The 14,982-nt window shown below is 65.2% G+C and carries 13 protein-coding genes; 11 read left to right on the plus strand and 2 right to left on the minus strand.

Annotated features, from left to right (window positions below):
• Window positions 1–40: 40 nt before the first annotated feature.
• From BX591_RS21055 to hpaI, 7 genes are all read left to right on the plus strand, one after another.
• Entirely contained in the window at window positions 41–835 is a 795-nt protein-coding gene (locus tag BX591_RS21055) for a fumarylacetoacetate hydrolase family protein (RefSeq protein WP_111933246.1), read from the plus strand.
• Window positions 832–1,590 carry a fumarylacetoacetate hydrolase family protein gene (locus tag BX591_RS21060; RefSeq protein WP_111933247.1) on the plus strand — a complete coding sequence of 253 codons (759 nt, stop codon included), beginning with the start codon at window positions 832–834 and terminating at the stop codon, window positions 1,588–1,590. Before BX591_RS21055 ends, BX591_RS21060 begins: the two co-directional genes overlap by 4 nt.
• A gap of 37 nt (window positions 1,591–1,627) precedes the next feature.
• Window positions 1,628–3,085 carry a 5-carboxymethyl-2-hydroxymuconate semialdehyde dehydrogenase gene (hpaE, locus tag BX591_RS21065; RefSeq protein ID WP_111933248.1) on the plus strand — a complete coding sequence of 486 codons (1,458 nt, stop codon included), beginning with the start codon at window positions 1,628–1,630 and terminating at the stop codon, window positions 3,083–3,085.
• A 105-nt stretch (window positions 3,086–3,190) separates the two neighbouring features.
• Window positions 3,191–4,054, plus strand: a complete 864-nt coding sequence (hpaD, locus tag BX591_RS21070; RefSeq protein ID WP_111933249.1) for a 3,4-dihydroxyphenylacetate 2,3-dioxygenase — start codon at window positions 3,191–3,193, stop codon at window positions 4,052–4,054.
• A gap of 31 nt (window positions 4,055–4,085) precedes the next feature.
• Complete coding sequence (locus tag BX591_RS21075) at window positions 4,086–4,484, plus strand: 5-carboxymethyl-2-hydroxymuconate Delta-isomerase (RefSeq protein ID WP_111933250.1); 399 nt, start codon at window positions 4,086–4,088, stop codon at window positions 4,482–4,484.
• 37 nt (window positions 4,485–4,521) lie between these two features.
• Window positions 4,522–5,325 carry a 2-oxo-hept-4-ene-1,7-dioate hydratase gene (gene hpaH / locus BX591_RS21080; protein ID WP_111933251.1) on the plus strand — a complete coding sequence of 268 codons (804 nt, stop codon included), beginning with the start codon at window positions 4,522–4,524 and terminating at the stop codon, window positions 5,323–5,325.
• An 8-nt stretch (window positions 5,326–5,333) separates the two neighbouring features.
• The gene (gene hpaI, locus BX591_RS21085) at window positions 5,334–6,143 is read left to right on the plus strand and encodes a 4-hydroxy-2-oxoheptanedioate aldolase (protein WP_111933252.1); all 810 of its coding nucleotides are present in this window, start codon (window positions 5,334–5,336) and stop codon (window positions 6,141–6,143) included.
• 110 nt (window positions 6,144–6,253) lie between these two features.
• On the opposite strand, the gene BX591_RS21090 is transcribed toward hpaI, so the two are convergent.
• Both BX591_RS21090 and BX591_RS21095 read right to left on the minus strand, forming a co-directional pair.
• A complete protein-coding gene (locus tag BX591_RS21090; protein WP_111933253.1) occupies window positions 6,254–8,581 on the minus strand; it encodes a bifunctional diguanylate cyclase/phosphodiesterase in 2,328 nt (775 codons plus the stop codon).
• 156 nt (window positions 8,582–8,737) lie between these two features.
• Complete coding sequence (locus tag BX591_RS21095; protein WP_244147082.1) at window positions 8,738–9,943, minus strand: GGDEF domain-containing protein; 1,206 nt, start codon at window positions 9,941–9,943, stop codon at window positions 8,738–8,740.
• 542 nt (window positions 9,944–10,485) lie between these two features.
• On the opposite strand from BX591_RS21095, the gene bcsD reads away from it, so the two are divergent.
• The 4 genes from bcsD (at window position 10,486) to bcsA (ending at window position 14,980) form a co-directional block, all read left to right on the plus strand.
• The gene (bcsD, locus tag BX591_RS21100; RefSeq protein WP_111933254.1) at window positions 10,486–10,941 is read left to right on the plus strand and encodes a cellulose biosynthesis protein BcsD; all 456 of its coding nucleotides are present in this window, start codon (window positions 10,486–10,488) and stop codon (window positions 10,939–10,941) included.
• Window positions 10,942–11,160: 219 nt separating this feature from the next.
• A complete protein-coding gene (bcsP, locus tag BX591_RS21105; protein WP_111933255.1) occupies window positions 11,161–11,994 on the plus strand; it encodes a cellulose biosynthesis protein BcsP in 834 nt (277 codons plus the stop codon).
• On the plus strand, window positions 11,991–12,779 hold the full coding sequence (gene bcsQ, locus BX591_RS21110) for a cellulose biosynthesis protein BcsQ (RefSeq protein WP_111933256.1): 789 nt from the start codon (window positions 11,991–11,993) through the stop codon (window positions 12,777–12,779). Before bcsP ends, bcsQ begins: the two co-directional genes overlap by 4 nt.
• Complete coding sequence (bcsA, locus tag BX591_RS21115; protein ID WP_111933257.1) at window positions 12,776–14,980, plus strand: UDP-forming cellulose synthase catalytic subunit; 2,205 nt, start codon at window positions 12,776–12,778, stop codon at window positions 14,978–14,980. Before bcsQ ends, bcsA begins: the two co-directional genes overlap by 4 nt.
• Window positions 14,981–14,982: the final 2 nt, after the last annotated feature.

Below are 14,982 nucleotides of genomic sequence, written 5' to 3' on the forward strand. Positions count from 1 at the left end.
TACTAACATGTTAGTGTTTTTGCCGAGAGACAGCCAGACTATGTTTGCACTTGCCGATCATCTGCTGCATCCCGAAGGCGACGCGCTGCCTCGCGATGTGGACGCCGCCAGCGCGGCCGCCCTGCTGGGCCGCGGCGTCGCGTGCCGCGCTCCGGTCAGCGGCGCGGTTTATGGCACCTTGCTGAACGACCGCGCCGCGCTCGCGGCGCTGGGCGACGCGATGCTCGCCGCGCCGTACAAGGCGCCGCCGCAAGCGCCGGTGCTGTATCTGAAACCGCGCAATACGTTCGCCGGGCATCGCGCGCAGGTTGTCGTGCCGGACAACGCGTTGGGCGTGGAAGTGGGTGCGTCGCTCGGTATCGTGATCGGCCGCACTGCAACACGGGTTCGTGCGCAAAATGCGTTGGAGTACGTTGCCGGTTACACGCTGGTGGGCGACCTCAGCGTGCCGCATGCGAGCGTGTACCGCCCATCGGTACGGTTCCGCGCGCGCGACGGTTTTTGCGTGATCGGACCGGCGCTCGTTGCAGCGCATCATGTCGCCGCGCCGGATCGTCTCGACATCGCGGTGTCGCTCAACGGCGCCGAGCCGTTCACGGCGAACACGGCTTCGTCGGTGCGTAACGTGGCGCAACTGCTCGCCGACGTCACCGATTTCATGACCCTCGGCGCAGGCGACGTCATCATGCTCGGCGTGCCGTACGGTTCGCCGGTCGCGCATGTCGGCGATATTGCCACGCTCTCTATCGGCGCATTGCCGCCGCTGACCATGTCGTTTATCGCCGCGCCAGATGCCGCAGCGGGTGCAACAGTACAAGCAGGAGAACCGTCATGATGCGCGGCCGTGTAGCGTATGCCGGCGCGATTCACGAAGCCTATCCGGATGCCCAGGGCGTGCGCCTTGCCGATGGCCGCGTGCGTCGCGAGGATGAAGTGGTCTGGCTCGCGCCGGTCGACGTCGGCACGATCTTCGCGCTCGGCCTGAACTATGCCGAGCATGCCAAAGAGTTGCAGTTCAGCAAGCAGGAAGAACCGCTGGTTTTTCTCAAGGGACCGGGCACGGTGATCGGCCATCGCGGCGTCACGCGTCGGCCCGACGGTGTCGCCTTCATGCACTACGAGTGCGAGCTGGCGGTGGTGATCGGCCGCACCGCGCAGAACGTGACACGCGAGCACGCCATGCAGCACGTGGCCGGCTACATGATCGCGAACGACTACGCGATCCGCGATTACCTCGAAAACTATTACCGCCCGAACCTGCGCGTGAAGAATCGCGACGGCGGCACGGTACTGGGCCCCTGGTTCGTCGACGCGGCGGATATCGCCGACGTCACGCAACTGGAGTTGCGCACGTTCGTGAACGGCACGCGCCAGCAGCACGGCAACACGCGCGATCTCGTCACCGGCATTCCCGCGCTGATCGAATACCTGAGCGGCTTCATGACGCTCGCGCCTGGCGACGTGATCCTGACCGGCACGCCGGAAGGCATCGTCAACGTGAATGCCGGCGACGAAGTGGTCTGCGAAATCGACGGCCTTGGCCGTCTCGTCAATACGATCGCCTCCGACGCGGACTTCGACCGCGTCTGATCGCCCGATCGACACTGAATAGAGAAAGGACAAGGCAATGCGAATCGACCATCTGATCAACGGCAAAGCGAGCGCCGCGCAGGATTACTTCGAAACGGTCAATCCGGCCACGCAGGAAGTACTCGCCGAAGTGGCCCGGGGCGGCGCGCAGGAAGTGGACGCCGCCGTGCGTGCGGCCAAAGACGCGTTCCCCGCATGGGCCGCGAAACCCGCCGCCGAACGCGCGAAGCTGATCCGCAAGCTCGGCGAACTGATCGTGAAGAACGTGCCGGAGATCTCCGAGACCGAAACGAAAGACACCGGCCAGACGATCTCGCAAACGCGCAAGCAACTCGTGCCGCGCGCCGCCGACAACTTCAACTACTTCGCCGAGATGTGCACGCGTGTCGACGGCCATACGTATCCGACCGAGACGCATCTGAACTACACGCTGTTCCATCCGGTCGGCGTGTGCGCGCTGATCTCGCCGTGGAACGTGCCGTTCATGACCGCCACCTGGAAGGTCGCGCCCTGCCTCGCCTTCGGCAACACAGCCGTGCTGAAGATGAGCGAACTGTCGCCGCTCACCGCCTCGATGCTCGGCCAGCTCGCACTCGAAGCCGGCATTCCGGCGGGCGTGCTGAATGTCGTGCACGGTTTCGGCAAGGACACAGGCGAACCGTTGGTCGCGCATCCCGACGTGCATGCCGTGTCGTTCACGGGATCGACCGCGACCGGCAACCGGATCGTGCAGACCGCCGGCCTGAAGAAGTTTTCGATGGAACTGGGCGGCAAGTCGCCGTTCGTGATTTTCGACGACGCCGATTTCGAACGCGCGCTCGACGCCGCCGTGTTCATGATCTTCTCGAACAACGGCGAACGCTGCACCGCCGGTTCGCGCATTCTGGTGCAGCGCTCGATTTATGCGCGTTTTGCCGAGCGCTTCGTGGAGCGTGCCAGGCGCCTGACGGTGGGCGATCCGCTCGCCGACAGCACGATCGTCGGACCGATGATCAGCCAGGGGCATCTGGCGAAAGTGCGCAGCTATATCGAACTGGGCCCGAAAGAAGGCGCCACGCTCGCGTGCGGCGGCCTCGACGCGCCGCACTTGCCGGACGCCATGCGCAAAGGCAATTTCGTGAAACCGACCGTGTTCGTCGACGTCGACAACCGCATGCGCATCGCGCAGGAAGAAATCTTCGGCCCGGTCGCGTGCCTGATTCCGTTCGACGACGAAGCCGAGGCGATCCGGCTCGCCAACGACATTTCGTATGGCCTGTCGAGCTACATCTGGACCGAGAGCACGGGTCGCGCGTTGCGCGTCGCGGCGGCGGTCGAGGCCGGTATGTGCTTCGTCAACAGTCAGAACGTGCGCGATCTGCGTCAGCCGTTCGGCGGCACGAAAGCCTCGGGCGTGGGTCGCGAAGGCGGCACGTGGAGCTATGAAGTGTTCCTCGAACCGAAGAACGTCTGCGTGTCGCTCGGCTCGCATCACATTCCGCGCTGGGGCGTTTGAGGCGCCACACTGCATAGCGCCGCAACCGCGTTGCGGAGATCAAGAAACGCACCATGCGGCCCGGGCCGGCGCTGAAGCGCTAACGCGGGTCGACAGGAGACTGAGATGGGCAAGCTCGCACTGGCGGCAAAAGTCACGCACGTCCCGTCGTTATATCTGTCCGAACTCGACGGGCCGCATAAAGGCTGCCGTCAACCGGCGATCGACGGTCATCATGAAATCGGCCGCCGCTGCCGCGAACTCGGCGTGGATACGATCGTGGTGTTCGACGTGCATTGGCTGGTGAACAGCGAATACCACATCAATTGCGCGCCGAAGTTCGAGGGCGTCTACACCAGCAACGAACTGCCGCATTTCATCAAGAACATGCCGTACGCGTACCCCGGCAATGTCGGGCTCGGCGACCTGATCGCCGAAGTCGCGAACGAAATGGGCGTGAAAAGCCGCGCACATAGCCAGACCACGCTCGAACTCGAGTACGGCACGCTGGTGCCGATGCGCTATATGAACGCCGATCAGCACTTCAAGACCGTCTCGGTGGCAGGCTGGTGCATGTGGCACGACCTCGCCACCAGCGCCCGCTTCGGGCTCGCGGTGCGCAAGGCGATCGAAGAGCGCTACGACGGCACCGTCGCGATTCTGGCAAGCGGGTCGCTGAGCCACCACTTCGCCGATAACGGCACCGCCGAGCAGTTCATGCATAAGGTGTGGAACCCGTTTCTCGAACAGATGGATCGCAAGGTGGTCGAGATGTGGGAAGCCGGCGACTGGAAAACCTTCTGCGAGATGCTGCCGCTCTACAACGAGAAATGCTGGGGCGAAGGCGGCATGCACGACACCGCGATGCTGCTCGGCGCACTCGGTTGGGATCGCTACGACGGCAAGGTGGAAGTCGTCACGCCGTATTTCGGCAGTTCGGGCACCGGCCAGATCAATGCGATCTTTCCGGTCACGCCGCTGCCCGTTTGAATCAGCCTGAATTAGCCTTGAGGAGCCGAACGTGCCGCATCTCACACTCGAATACAGCGCCAATCTCGCGGACGCCGAGCGCATCGGACAACTGTGCAGCGCACTCGCACAGAGCCTCGACGCCCAGCGCGAAAACGACCAGCGGGTCTATCCGATCGGCGGCATCCGCGTGCGCGCGTTGCGCTGCGAACAGTACTGCATTGCCGACGGCCGTCCCGACGCCGCCTTCCTGCACGCGAACCTGAAGATCGGCGCGGGCCGCTCGGAGGCGGCCAAAAAGGCCACCGGCGAAGCCCTGTTCACGCTGATCAAACAGCACTTCGCCGCGGAATTCGAGCAGCACGGCCTCGCGTTGTCGCTGGAAATCAACGAGTTCAGCGAAGCCGGCACCTGGAAGCACAACAACCTGCACGCGCGGCTCAAGGCGTGATCCGGCAGGAAAAACCGCGGCTCATCGGGAACCCATCATGCTAGACGAACAGACTATCCGCGACCTCGCGGCCGAACTCGACCACGCCGAGAAAACCCGCACGCAACTGCGCCACTTCTCCGCCCGGTTTCCAGCAATGACCGTCCAGGACGGCTACGCGATTCAACGCGAGTGGGTCAAGCTCAAACTCGCCGCGGGGCACGTGATCAAAGGCCGCAAGATCGGCCTGACGTCGCGCGCCATGCAGCGTTCGTCGCAGATCGACGAGCCCGATTACGCACCGTTGCTGGACAGCATGTTTATCGAAGCCGGCCAGGACATTCGCGCGGATCGCTTCATCGCGCCGCGCGTGGAAGTGGAACTGGCGTTCGTGCTGAGCAAGCCGCTGAAAGGCCCCGGCGTGACGCTGTTCGACGTGCTCGACGCCACCGCCTACGTGACGCCCGCCGTGGAAATCATCGACGCGCGCATCGAACAGTTCGACCGCGAGACCAAAGCGCCGCGCAAGGTCTACGACACGATCTCGGACTTCGCGGCCAATGCGGGCATCGTGCTGGGCGGGCGTCCGGTGCGGCCGCTGGACGTCGATCTGCGCTGGGTCGGCGCGCTGCTGTACAAAAACGGCGCGGTCGAGGAAAGCGGCCTGGCTGCTGCGGTGCTCAACCATCCGGCGACCGGCGTGGCCTGGCTCGCCAACAAGATCGCGCCTTACGACGAATCGCTGAACGCCAACGACGTGATCCTGAGCGGTTCGTTCACGAGCCCGATCCCGGCGCGCGCGGGCGACACGTTCCATGTCGATTACGGCCCGCTGGGCGGCATCGGTTTGAATTTCATCTGAGGCGGCTCATGTCCCTATCCCTACCGCACAACCCCTTCAAACGCGCGCTGCGCGAAGGCACACCGCAATTCGGCCTGTGGGCGGCGCTCGCCGATGGCTACGTCACCGAATTGCTGGCCACGGCCGGTTTCGACTGGCTGCTGATCGACAACGAACATGCGCCGAACGACGTGCGCAGCACGCTCGCGCAATTGCAGGCCGTGGCCGCGTACCCGTCGCATCCAGTAGTGCGGCCGGTGCGCAGCGACAGCGCGCTGATCAAGCAGTTGCTCGACATCGGCGCGCAGACCCTGCTGCTGCCCATGATCGATACCGCCGCGCAAGCCGCCGAAGCGGTCGCCGCCACGCGTTATCCGCCGCAAGGCATTCGCGGCGTGGGCAGTGCGTTGGCGCGGGCCTCGCGCTGGAACCGGATTCCCGATTACCTGAACGCTGCGGCGAGCGAACTGTGCGTGCTGGTGCAGGTGGAGACCGTGCAAGGCCTGGAGAATCTGCCGGCCATCGCGGCCGTGGTGGGGGTCGACGGTGTGTTTTTCGGACCGGCGGATTTGAGCGCGTCGATGGGCTTGCTGGGCAAACCCGGCGACCCGAGCGTGCGTGAAGCGATCCGCCGAGGCATCGACGTCGTGCGGCGCGCAGGCAAGGCGGCGGGTGTGCTGGCGCCGGACCCGGCGCTCGCGGCGGATTATCTCGCGGCGGGCGCGACGTTCGTCGCGGTAGGAACGGACACGGGCTTGCTGAGTCGCGCAGCGGCGGATCTGGCGGCGTCGTATAAAAACACGGCGGGCGCGGCGGCGGCGGTTAAAGGCGGGTATTGAGTTCGCCGCCTGAGTGCACCGTCCGGTGACCGCTAACCGGTCACCGCTTACCAATCACGCAAGCCCCGGCTTGCAGTGAGCGCAGACCGCTCACTGGCAGACCCGAGCCGCTAATCCCCCGCCGGCCACGGCAACCCCAGCGCCGACCAGTCCAGCTCCACACCAATCACCGAGCGCCCGGTCGCGAACTGCACCGCCAGCGTCACGGCGACACACGGCCGGCCGCTCGCCAGCGAGAGATAAGGATTGCTCGCCACCGCCACGCCCGGCAGCAGCACCGCATTGCGGTAATACGGCCGGTGATCCCAGCGCGCATCGCGCGGATTCGCGACCGGATGCAGCGACGCACCCTCGCTGCTGTGCGCCGGCCCAGGCACTTCATGCCCAACCTGCCGGCCGGCGTCGTCGAGAATGAAGCAACTGATGCAGCGCTCGAAGCGCGCCAGCGCGGCAAACGCGTCGTCCATCACGACGCCCGCCTGAAGCGCTTCCGCGGCGGCGCGCAAACCCACCCGGTAAGGCTCCACCTCCGACTCGAACAACGCATGCTGATGCGCGCGACCCTGCGCGATCACGTCGAATGCATCGTCGATACGCCGGTGCACCGACTCCGGCGGCGCAATCTCCGCCGCCGGCCGCCCGAGCAGATAGCCCTGCGCGAAATCCACGTTCGACTCCACCGCGAGGATCAGCTCCTCGGTCGTCTCCACGCCTTCGACCACCACCAGCATGCCCGCCTGGTGCAGCAGCGACACGAGCTTCGGCAGGATCGGCTGTTCGGTGCCGGGGCTGGTCGCGCGAATCAGTTCGCCGTCGAGCTTGACGAGATCCGGGCGGATACGCAGCAAGCGGTCGAGATTCGACTGACCGGCGCCGAAATCGTCGACGGCGATCAGGAAGCCGTGCTCGCGATACAAGGCCGCCGCGCGCGACATGTCGTCGACGCTGCCGCCGTGCGACTCGAGAATTTCGAGGATCACGCGTTCAGGATCGAGCCCGACCGTCCGCACGATCTTCGCGAGCTGATCCGCATAACCGTCCGCGATGAAGGTGGCCGGCAAGATATTGAGGAACAGCCAGGAATCGCCGGGCAGCGACTTGCACGCATTGCCCAGATGGACCGCATGACTCGCACGGTCGAGCGCGCCCTCGTCGCTGGACGGCCTCGGCGCGAACAGCACCACCGGCGGCACCAGCGTGCCGTCGTCCTGTTCGCCGCGCAGCAAGGCCTCGAAGCCGACCTGCTTCTGATGCGACAGGCTGTAGAGCGGCTGGAAGTGCGACGTCAGGTAATACTCCTCCCAGCGATGCCGGCGCAACTCGCCTTCGACGGAAAAATCGTCGCCGAGCAGTTGCAGCGCTTCGAGCGGCAGCGCGCGTTCGGCGCACACGCGGTTGCGCCCGGAGTGCTTGGCGCGCAGCAGGGCTTCGTCGGCGCGATCCAGCAGCACCATGATGCTTTCGCCGCGCCGATGCTCGGCCACCCCGAAGCTCGCGCTCAGATGACCGTCCGGCCGCTCGATCGCAGCGATCGCGCCACGCAGCCGCTCGGCCAGATGCAACGCGCCGGCCAGCCCGTCGCGCCGCAGCACCGCGAACTCCTCGCCGCCGATCCGGCTCACGCTGTCTTCCGCCGAGGTCTCCTCCATCAGCACCTGAGCGACCTGATACAGCGCATGGTCGCCGACCGCGTGACCGAAGCGGTCGTTCAGCGATTTGAAACTGTCGATGTCCAGAAAGATCGCGCTGATGCGCTCGTCGGGCGCACCGGCGTCGAGCCGGCGCTCGGCCTGCTTGACGAACGCGCGACGGTTTTGCAGGCCGGTCAGTGGATCGGTCGCCGCGAGTTGCGCCAGTTGGCTTTCGAGCAGAAAGTGGTTGCGCCGGAACCGGTAGAACCCGAAGTGAAACACCACCGAAGTCGGCATGCCGATTGCCGCGATCCACATCCACATGACCACGTTGACGTCATGCGGGTGCGGCTCGCCGGACAGCAGCGCGAGGGCCGCCGCATAGAACAGCACGGTGCCGGTGAAAAAATGCGTGGGCGTGAGCCACAGCGGCGCGGCGCAAATGGGGATCACCGCGAGAGCCGGCAGCACCCACAGCAAGGGCGCCTCGACACCGGCTACGTTCAATGCCATGCCGGCCACCAGCACCTGCAGATAGACAATGCCGATCACACCGAATAGCCAGATGGTTCGGGCTCGGGGAATCGCCAGCACCAGCAGGGCGAGTACGAGCGCGCACGTGAGCCGGTAGGCGAGCGGCGCGGCCGGACCGCCGACCAGGTTACGCGCCCCGACGAAACAAAGGAACGCGACCACCGTGAACGCCATGGTCACCGTGGACAATGGACGCTGGTGTTCAAGCGATCGTCTGTGGAAGCGATCGCGTAAACCGGAATCGGACAGATGTTGCGTGGAGTTCGAAAGCATATTGATGGGTATCAGGCTCGTTCCGGTCACTCTGCCCATGGTTATCGGCAAACATCTGACTAATATTTAACCTTTCCACGCAAATCGATACGAACGCCCGTTCGCATCAGGCTGCTTCAGGCCGTTCCGGGCTCCCTCACCCGGCTCCCGTGCACCTCATGCCGCTTGCGCCGTGGCGGCCATCACGCGGTTGCGACCGGCCGCCTTGGCGGCATACAGCGCCTGGTCGGCGCGCACCATCAACTGCGCGAGCGACTCACCCTGCCGATACTGGCCCACGCCGACGCTAAAGGTGTAGCGCAAGCCGCCGGGCGGCAACTCGGCCGGCGCGGCCGCGGCCAGCCGGGCCCGTAGCCGGTCGAGCAGGCTCACCGCCTCGGCGGCGCCGGTCGCCGGGCAGAGTACGCCGAACTCTTCGCCGCCGAGCCGGCCGAGCACATCGCCGTCCCGCAGATGAGCGGCGACGAACGCCGCGAAATGGCTCAGCACCTGGTCGCCAGCCGCGTGACCGTGACGGTCGTTGACGGCCTTGAACGAATCGATGTCGATGATCGCCAGCGCCAGCGGCACACCGCTGCGCCGCGACGCGTCGAGCAGCGCGTCGCCGAGTTTCAGGAACGCGCGGCGCGCCAGCACGCCGGTCAGATCGTCGATGTTCGCCAGACGTTCGAGCCGCTCGGCCAGCCGGTCGTGCGCGAGCATCACCACGCCGATCGACAGACAGGGCGGCGCCAGCACCCCGAGCGCGAGAAAAATAACGTTGGACGGCGTGACCTGCATCAGGTCGGTCTGGACCAGCCACCCGAAGCCGTACATCACACCGCGCAAGGTATGCCCAGCAGATAGCAAGGCGGCCGCGACCGCGAGGAAGTAATAGCTGTAGCACGGCCGGTTCGACGGCCGGCCGCGCAGCAGGATCACGGCCAGCACCGCATACAGCACCGCGTGGAACACCGACACCAGCGTGACGCGCGCGTTGAAGTCCGGCGCGGCGAAGGTCCAGTAGCACAACCCGGCGAACAGAGCGACCAGACCGGCGTAGGCCACCGAGGGCCGCGCGGGGCGCGCGAGAAAGCGCCGGCAGCCCGCCACGATCAGCAGCGGCGAAACGGCCAGCAACATGTTCGAGGCCACGAAGGTCAGCCAGCGTGGCGCGTGCCCTTGCAACGAGAAGGCCAGTAACGCGACGATCGCCAGCGCGTTCGCCACGATCCAACTGCCGACGCCGGGAATGGCCGCGCGCCGCAACGAGCCGAGCACAGCCATCGCCATGGCGCTCGACAAGACGGTGACCAGCAGAATACTGAGTGGATTGAGCATCGCAATGAATGGATCGAACGGCAATGCAACGGCGCGCTGCACATGCTTGCCTGGTTAAGTCCGCACCCTTGTCCGACACAGTCGACCGTTGTGCGTCCGTAAGCTTAGCTGGCCGCGGCAGAAGATGGGGGCTCGGCAAACAGCAGGAAGCAGGAAAGAATCGGAAAGAATGTCTGCTTGGACCCGTGTGCCCATGCCTGCTCTTACGGCGTAGCGTTGCACTCAACACGAAAAAGAAAAGCTAAAACAACCGCGCAAACTGCCGTTAGTCAGGTGAAGCGATCGATCTTACGCGGTGCGCCAAGCGCAAGCTCTGACACAACGCAATCAGAAAAAATTACGTTGTTGCGCTGCATCCGAAGCAATCGATTGCGCGTATCAAAAGACGAATGGAAAGTGGCTAAAACTTAACGTCTTAAGTAGACTCCTGCGCATTGTGTCTGACAAAGTTTGACAAACCAGGCAAGCCGGTAAAAACAACCTGGCCGCGTGCAAGACGCGACTCCCGAAACACATTTTTTTTGCACCGGCCGTCATCGCCTGCCTGTTTTACGAGGAGGCACAACGACCACTTCCCGGAAAACATGGTCCCCATTCTCGATTACCTGCTGGAACGCCAGATCTCGCCACAATGGCGCGGCATGCTGAGCGCACTGGCGACCGAGTTCGAAGCGCAGATTGGTCGCGATGAACTACGTCAGCTGATGCACCGCGTCGGCAGCCGCTTCGCGAGCGCGCATCCGCTGCCGGCCTGCGGCTCGACCGCCGAACTCGCGCACACGTTGAACCTGGTTTGGCATGACATGGATTGGGGCTACGTGGAACTGGCGGACGAACCCGAGTCGTTGCGGATCGTTCACTTCTGCTCGCCGCTGCTCGCCTTCGGCGGCACGGCCTTGACGTGGACGCCGGCGTTTCTCGAGGGCGTCTATCAGACGTGGCTGAGCGCGTTGGGTGCGCAAGGCCTGTCGGTGGCGCAGACGAGCGGTTACGGTGAGGACACTGCGATCGAGTTCCGGCTGGGACGCCATCCGGGTTGAACGTGGCTTGCGATCAGAGAGTGAGTAAGCGCAATCGCGCTAGCAAAGACAGCCGCGGTAGCCGTTGCTTTTACGCGGGCGGCATCAGGTAGTTCAAGCAGTGGAACAACGCGCCAGACCGGTGCGCGTGCAATGGCAGGATCCGCTTTCCAGCGCCGGAAGCAGGCAGGCACGTCACGGCGCCGGGGTTACGCAAGTCACGAACAAGACGGTGGCACTATGAGTTCATCCAGCGACATCGAAAAGCTTTTCGATCATTTCGGCGGCGACGCCAATGCGTACCAGGAAATCGGCCGCGAAAACGAGGCGCGCTCGGCACGCACGCGTTGGCCCTTGCTGGTCAAGCTGGATCTGAGTCAACCGGCGATTCCCGCCATCGGTCAGCGCGTGGCGCGGGCTCAGCCGCCAGTGGCCGTGCCGCTCGCCGTCGATCCGCACGACACCACGCCGAAAGACGCCGCCTCGGTGACGCGCGCGAAAGCGCCGTTGTTCACCCGTTCGCATCGGCGCGATATTCCGCCGGTGGCGGTGGCCGCTGCGCCGTCCACGGCGCCGCGCGGCGCTTCGCGTTTCGGCGAACTCGATCTGCCTGAAACCGTGGCGAAGATCGATGCCGTTGCGCCGGCGGCACCCGCCGCCGTGCGGGTGGACGCGGTGGCGGCGGTGGCGGCGGAGGTCGTGCCGGCTGCCGTGCCGGTGGCTCCGGCCGCCCCAACCGCCCCAATCGCCCCGGTCCAGTTCCGTACGCCGGTGATGCAACCGATCCCGCCGATCCAACCCGCCGCGCCAGCCTGGGCGCAACCGGCACAACCGGCACAACCCGCCGCCCCCGCCGCGCCGCCTTCGATCCTCGGCAAACTCTTCACCCCCGAGCCCGCCGCCACGCCGCCGCGACCCGCCGCGTCCCAGGCCGCCGGCGCACCGCTGCACTCGGTCTTCGACCGGCTGCGCGGCACGCCCGCCCCGATAGTCGCCGCCCCGGTCAGCGCCACGCGCGCCGCCGCGCCCGCCCCTTCCAACTCGTGGCTGGTCAACGGCCCTCGTCGCTCATGAAAGTCATCGCGGTGGTGTCCGCCAAAGGCGGGGTCGGCAAGACCACCCTCGCCGCCAATCTCGCCTGCGTGCTGGCTGCCGGCGGCCGGCGCGTGATCGCGATCGACCTCGATCCGCAGAACGCGCTGCGTCTGCATTTCGGCGTGCCGCTCGACAGCATCGACGGTTTGTCGCGCGCCACGCTGACGGGCGACCCATGGCAAACGGTGTTGTTCGACGGTCTGGACGGCGTGACCGTGCTGCCCTACGGCGCGGTGCTCGAAGACGACCGCCGCCGCTTCGAAGCGCTGATCGACCAGGACCCGCACTGGCTCGCGCAAGCGTTGCAGAACCTGCGGCTCGATGCGTCGGACGTGGTCATTATCGACACGCCGCCGGGTTCGTCCGCGTATGTCCGCGCCGCGCTGAGCACGGCCACCTTCGCGCTGAACGTGGTGCTCGCCGACGCCGCCTCGTACGCGGCGATTCCGCTGATGGAGCGGCTGATCGATACCTATGCGACGCCGCGCGCCGAATTCGGCGGCGTGGGCTACGTGGCCAACCAGATCGACCAGTCGCGCCACCTCACCAAAGACGTGCTCAAGGTGCTGCGCCAGATGCTCGGCGCGCGGCTCTTCCCCGGCGTGATCCATCTGGACGAAGGCGTGAGCGAAGCGCTCGCCTGCGACACCACGCTGATTCATTACGATCCACTCAGCCAGGCCGCCGCCGATTTCCGCGCGTGCGGCGCCTGGCTGATAAGCGCCGTCGACGCGATCGCCGTCTCGCCGAGGAACGTCGCATGAGCACGGCACAGCCGCAGGACATCGAGGCCGGCGAACCATCGCGGCTGGAGCGTTTCGTCGACGCGCGCTTCTGGAACAGCCGCGTCGTCACCGGTCTGGTGACGCTGTTCGCGCTGATCATGCTGTACTTCGTGTTTACGGTGCCGCTCGCGTTCTACGAGCAACTTACATTCGCGACCTGCTGCTTCGTGACCGCGCTGCTGTTCCGCCGCCTGCCCGGCCGTTACGCGACGATGGTGATGATCATGCTGTCGGTGGTCACGTCGGGCCGCTATATGTACTGGCGGCTGACCGCCACCACTTACTGGGAGCATCCGCTCGACGCCGCCTGGGGTCTGCTGCTGGTGTCCGCCGAAGTCTATTCGACCGTCGTGCTGATGCTCGGCTACTTCCAGACCGCCTGGCCGCTCAAGCGCAAGCCGATGCCGCTGCCCGCCTCGCGCGACCTGTGGCCGACCGTCGACATTTTCATTCCGACCTACAACGAGCCGCTTTCGGTGGTGAAGCCGACCATCTACGCCGCGCTCGCGCTCGACTATCCGGCCGAAAAAATTTCGATCCACGTGCTCGACGACGGCCGCCGTCCCGAGTTCAAGGCGTTCTGCGAAGACGTCGGCGTGAACTGGACGATCCGCACGCATAACCGGCACGCGAAGGCCGGCAATATCAACGAGGCGCTGAAGATCACCAGCGGCGAATACCTCGCGATTTTCGACTGCGATCACATACCGACCCGCTCGTTTTTGCAGATCGGCCTCGGCTGGTTCCTGCGCGACAAGCTGCTGTCCATGCTGCAGACGCCGCACCACTTCTTCTCCGCCGATCCGTTCGAGCGCAACCTCGGCACGTTCCGCAAGGTGCCCAACGAAGGCGAACTGTTCTACGGCCTCGTGCAGGACGGCAACGACCTGTGGAACGCAACCTTCTTCTGCGGTTCGTGCGCGCTGCTGCGCCGGACCATGGTCGAGGAGATCGGCGGCATCGCGGTCGAAACCGTTACCGAAGACGCGCACACCGCGCTGAAGCTGCACCGCCTCGGCTACACCACCGCGTATCTGGCGATTCCACAGGCCGCTGGTCTCGCCACCGAATCGCTGTCGGGCCACATCGGCCAGCGGATTCGCTGGGCGCGCGGCATGACGCAGATTTTCCGGATCGACAATCCGCTCACCGGCAAGGGCCTCAAGATCGGTCAGCGGCTGTGCTATCTGAACGCGATGATGCACTTCTTCTACGGCATTCCGCGTCTGGTGTTTCTGACCGCGCCGCTGTCGTATCTGTTCTTCGGCGCGCACGTGATCGAGGCCGCGGCCAGCACGATCGCGATCTACGCGCTGCCGCACATGATGCATGCGAGCATCACCAATTCGCGGATGCAGCGCTCGTTCCGCCATTCGTTCTGGGCCGAAGTGTATGAGTCGGTGCTGGCCTCGTACATCACCGCACCGACGCTGCTTGCGCTGATCAACCCGAAGCTCGGCAAGTTCAACGTGACGGCCAAGGGCGGCCAGATCGAGAAGAACTATTTCGACTGGGCGATCTCGCGGCCGTATCTGTTCCTGCTGTTGCTGAACCTGATCGGCTTCTGCGTGGGCGTCGTCCATATCTATTTCAACTGGCATCTGCGCAGCGTGGTGCAGACCACCGTGCTGAACCTCGCGTGGACCACCTACAACATGCTAATTCTTGGCGCGAGCGTGGCCGCCGCGAGCGAGCGTCGGCAGATTCGCGCGGTGCACCGCGTGGCCATGCAAATGCCCGTGATGCTGAAGTTCTCGACCGGCCGCACGCTCGCCTGCGAAACCATCGACTACTCGGAAGGCGGCGTGGGTGTCGCGCTGCCCGCGGCGATCCAGGTGCCGATGCACGAACGCGTGACCGTGTCGCTGTTTCGCGGCGACGAGGAATACGCATTCCCCGCGACGGTCGGCTTCACCGCGCCGGGCCGTGTCGGCCTGCGCTTCTCCCAGCTCACGCGCGAACAGGAATACGAGTTCGTCAAGACCACCTTCGCCCGCGCGGATGCATGGACCGGCTGGGCCGAAGGACGCCAGCAGGACACGCCGCTGCGCGGCCTGTCGCATGTGCTGACGGTCGGCGCGCGCGGCATCGTGGGCCTGTTCGAGCATCTTTACGCCGACCTTCGCAGCTCGATGAAAAGCCGTCCAGTGGACGTCAAGAAGCTAAAAACCAAAGACTGATC

The sequence above is a fragment of the Paraburkholderia bryophila genome (assembly GCF_003269035.1).
Lineage (GTDB): Bacteria > Pseudomonadota > Gammaproteobacteria > Burkholderiales > Burkholderiaceae > Paraburkholderia > Paraburkholderia bryophila.

Bases quoted from the DNA above. Each gene is read 5' to 3' on its own strand.
- BX591_RS21055 (WP_111933246.1), top strand. From the start codon at position 41: ATGTTTGCACTTGCCGATCATCTGCTGCATCCCGAAGGCGACGCGCTG.
- BX591_RS21060 (WP_111933247.1), top strand. From the start codon at position 832: ATGATGCGCGGCCGTGTAGCGTATGCCGGCGCGATTCACGAAGCCTAT.
- hpaE (WP_111933248.1), top strand. From the start codon at position 1,628: ATGCGAATCGACCATCTGATCAACGGCAAAGCGAGCGCCGCGCAGGAT.
- hpaD (WP_111933249.1), top strand. From the start codon at position 3,191: ATGGGCAAGCTCGCACTGGCGGCAAAAGTCACGCACGTCCCGTCGTTA.
- hpaH (WP_111933251.1), top strand. From the start codon at position 4,522: ATGCTAGACGAACAGACTATCCGCGACCTCGCGGCCGAACTCGACCAC.
- hpaI (WP_111933252.1), top strand. From the start codon at position 5,334: ATGTCCCTATCCCTACCGCACAACCCCTTCAAACGCGCGCTGCGCGAA.
- BX591_RS21090 (WP_111933253.1), bottom strand. From the start codon at position 8,581: ATGCTTTCGAACTCCACGCAACATCTGTCCGATTCCGGTTTACGCGAT.
- bcsD (WP_111933254.1), top strand. From the start codon at position 10,486: ATGGTCCCCATTCTCGATTACCTGCTGGAACGCCAGATCTCGCCACAA.
- bcsP (WP_111933255.1), top strand. From the start codon at position 11,161: ATGAGTTCATCCAGCGACATCGAAAAGCTTTTCGATCATTTCGGCGGC.
- bcsQ (WP_111933256.1), top strand. From the start codon at position 11,991: ATGAAAGTCATCGCGGTGGTGTCCGCCAAAGGCGGGGTCGGCAAGACC.
- bcsA (WP_111933257.1), top strand. From the start codon at position 12,776: ATGAGCACGGCACAGCCGCAGGACATCGAGGCCGGCGAACCATCGCGG.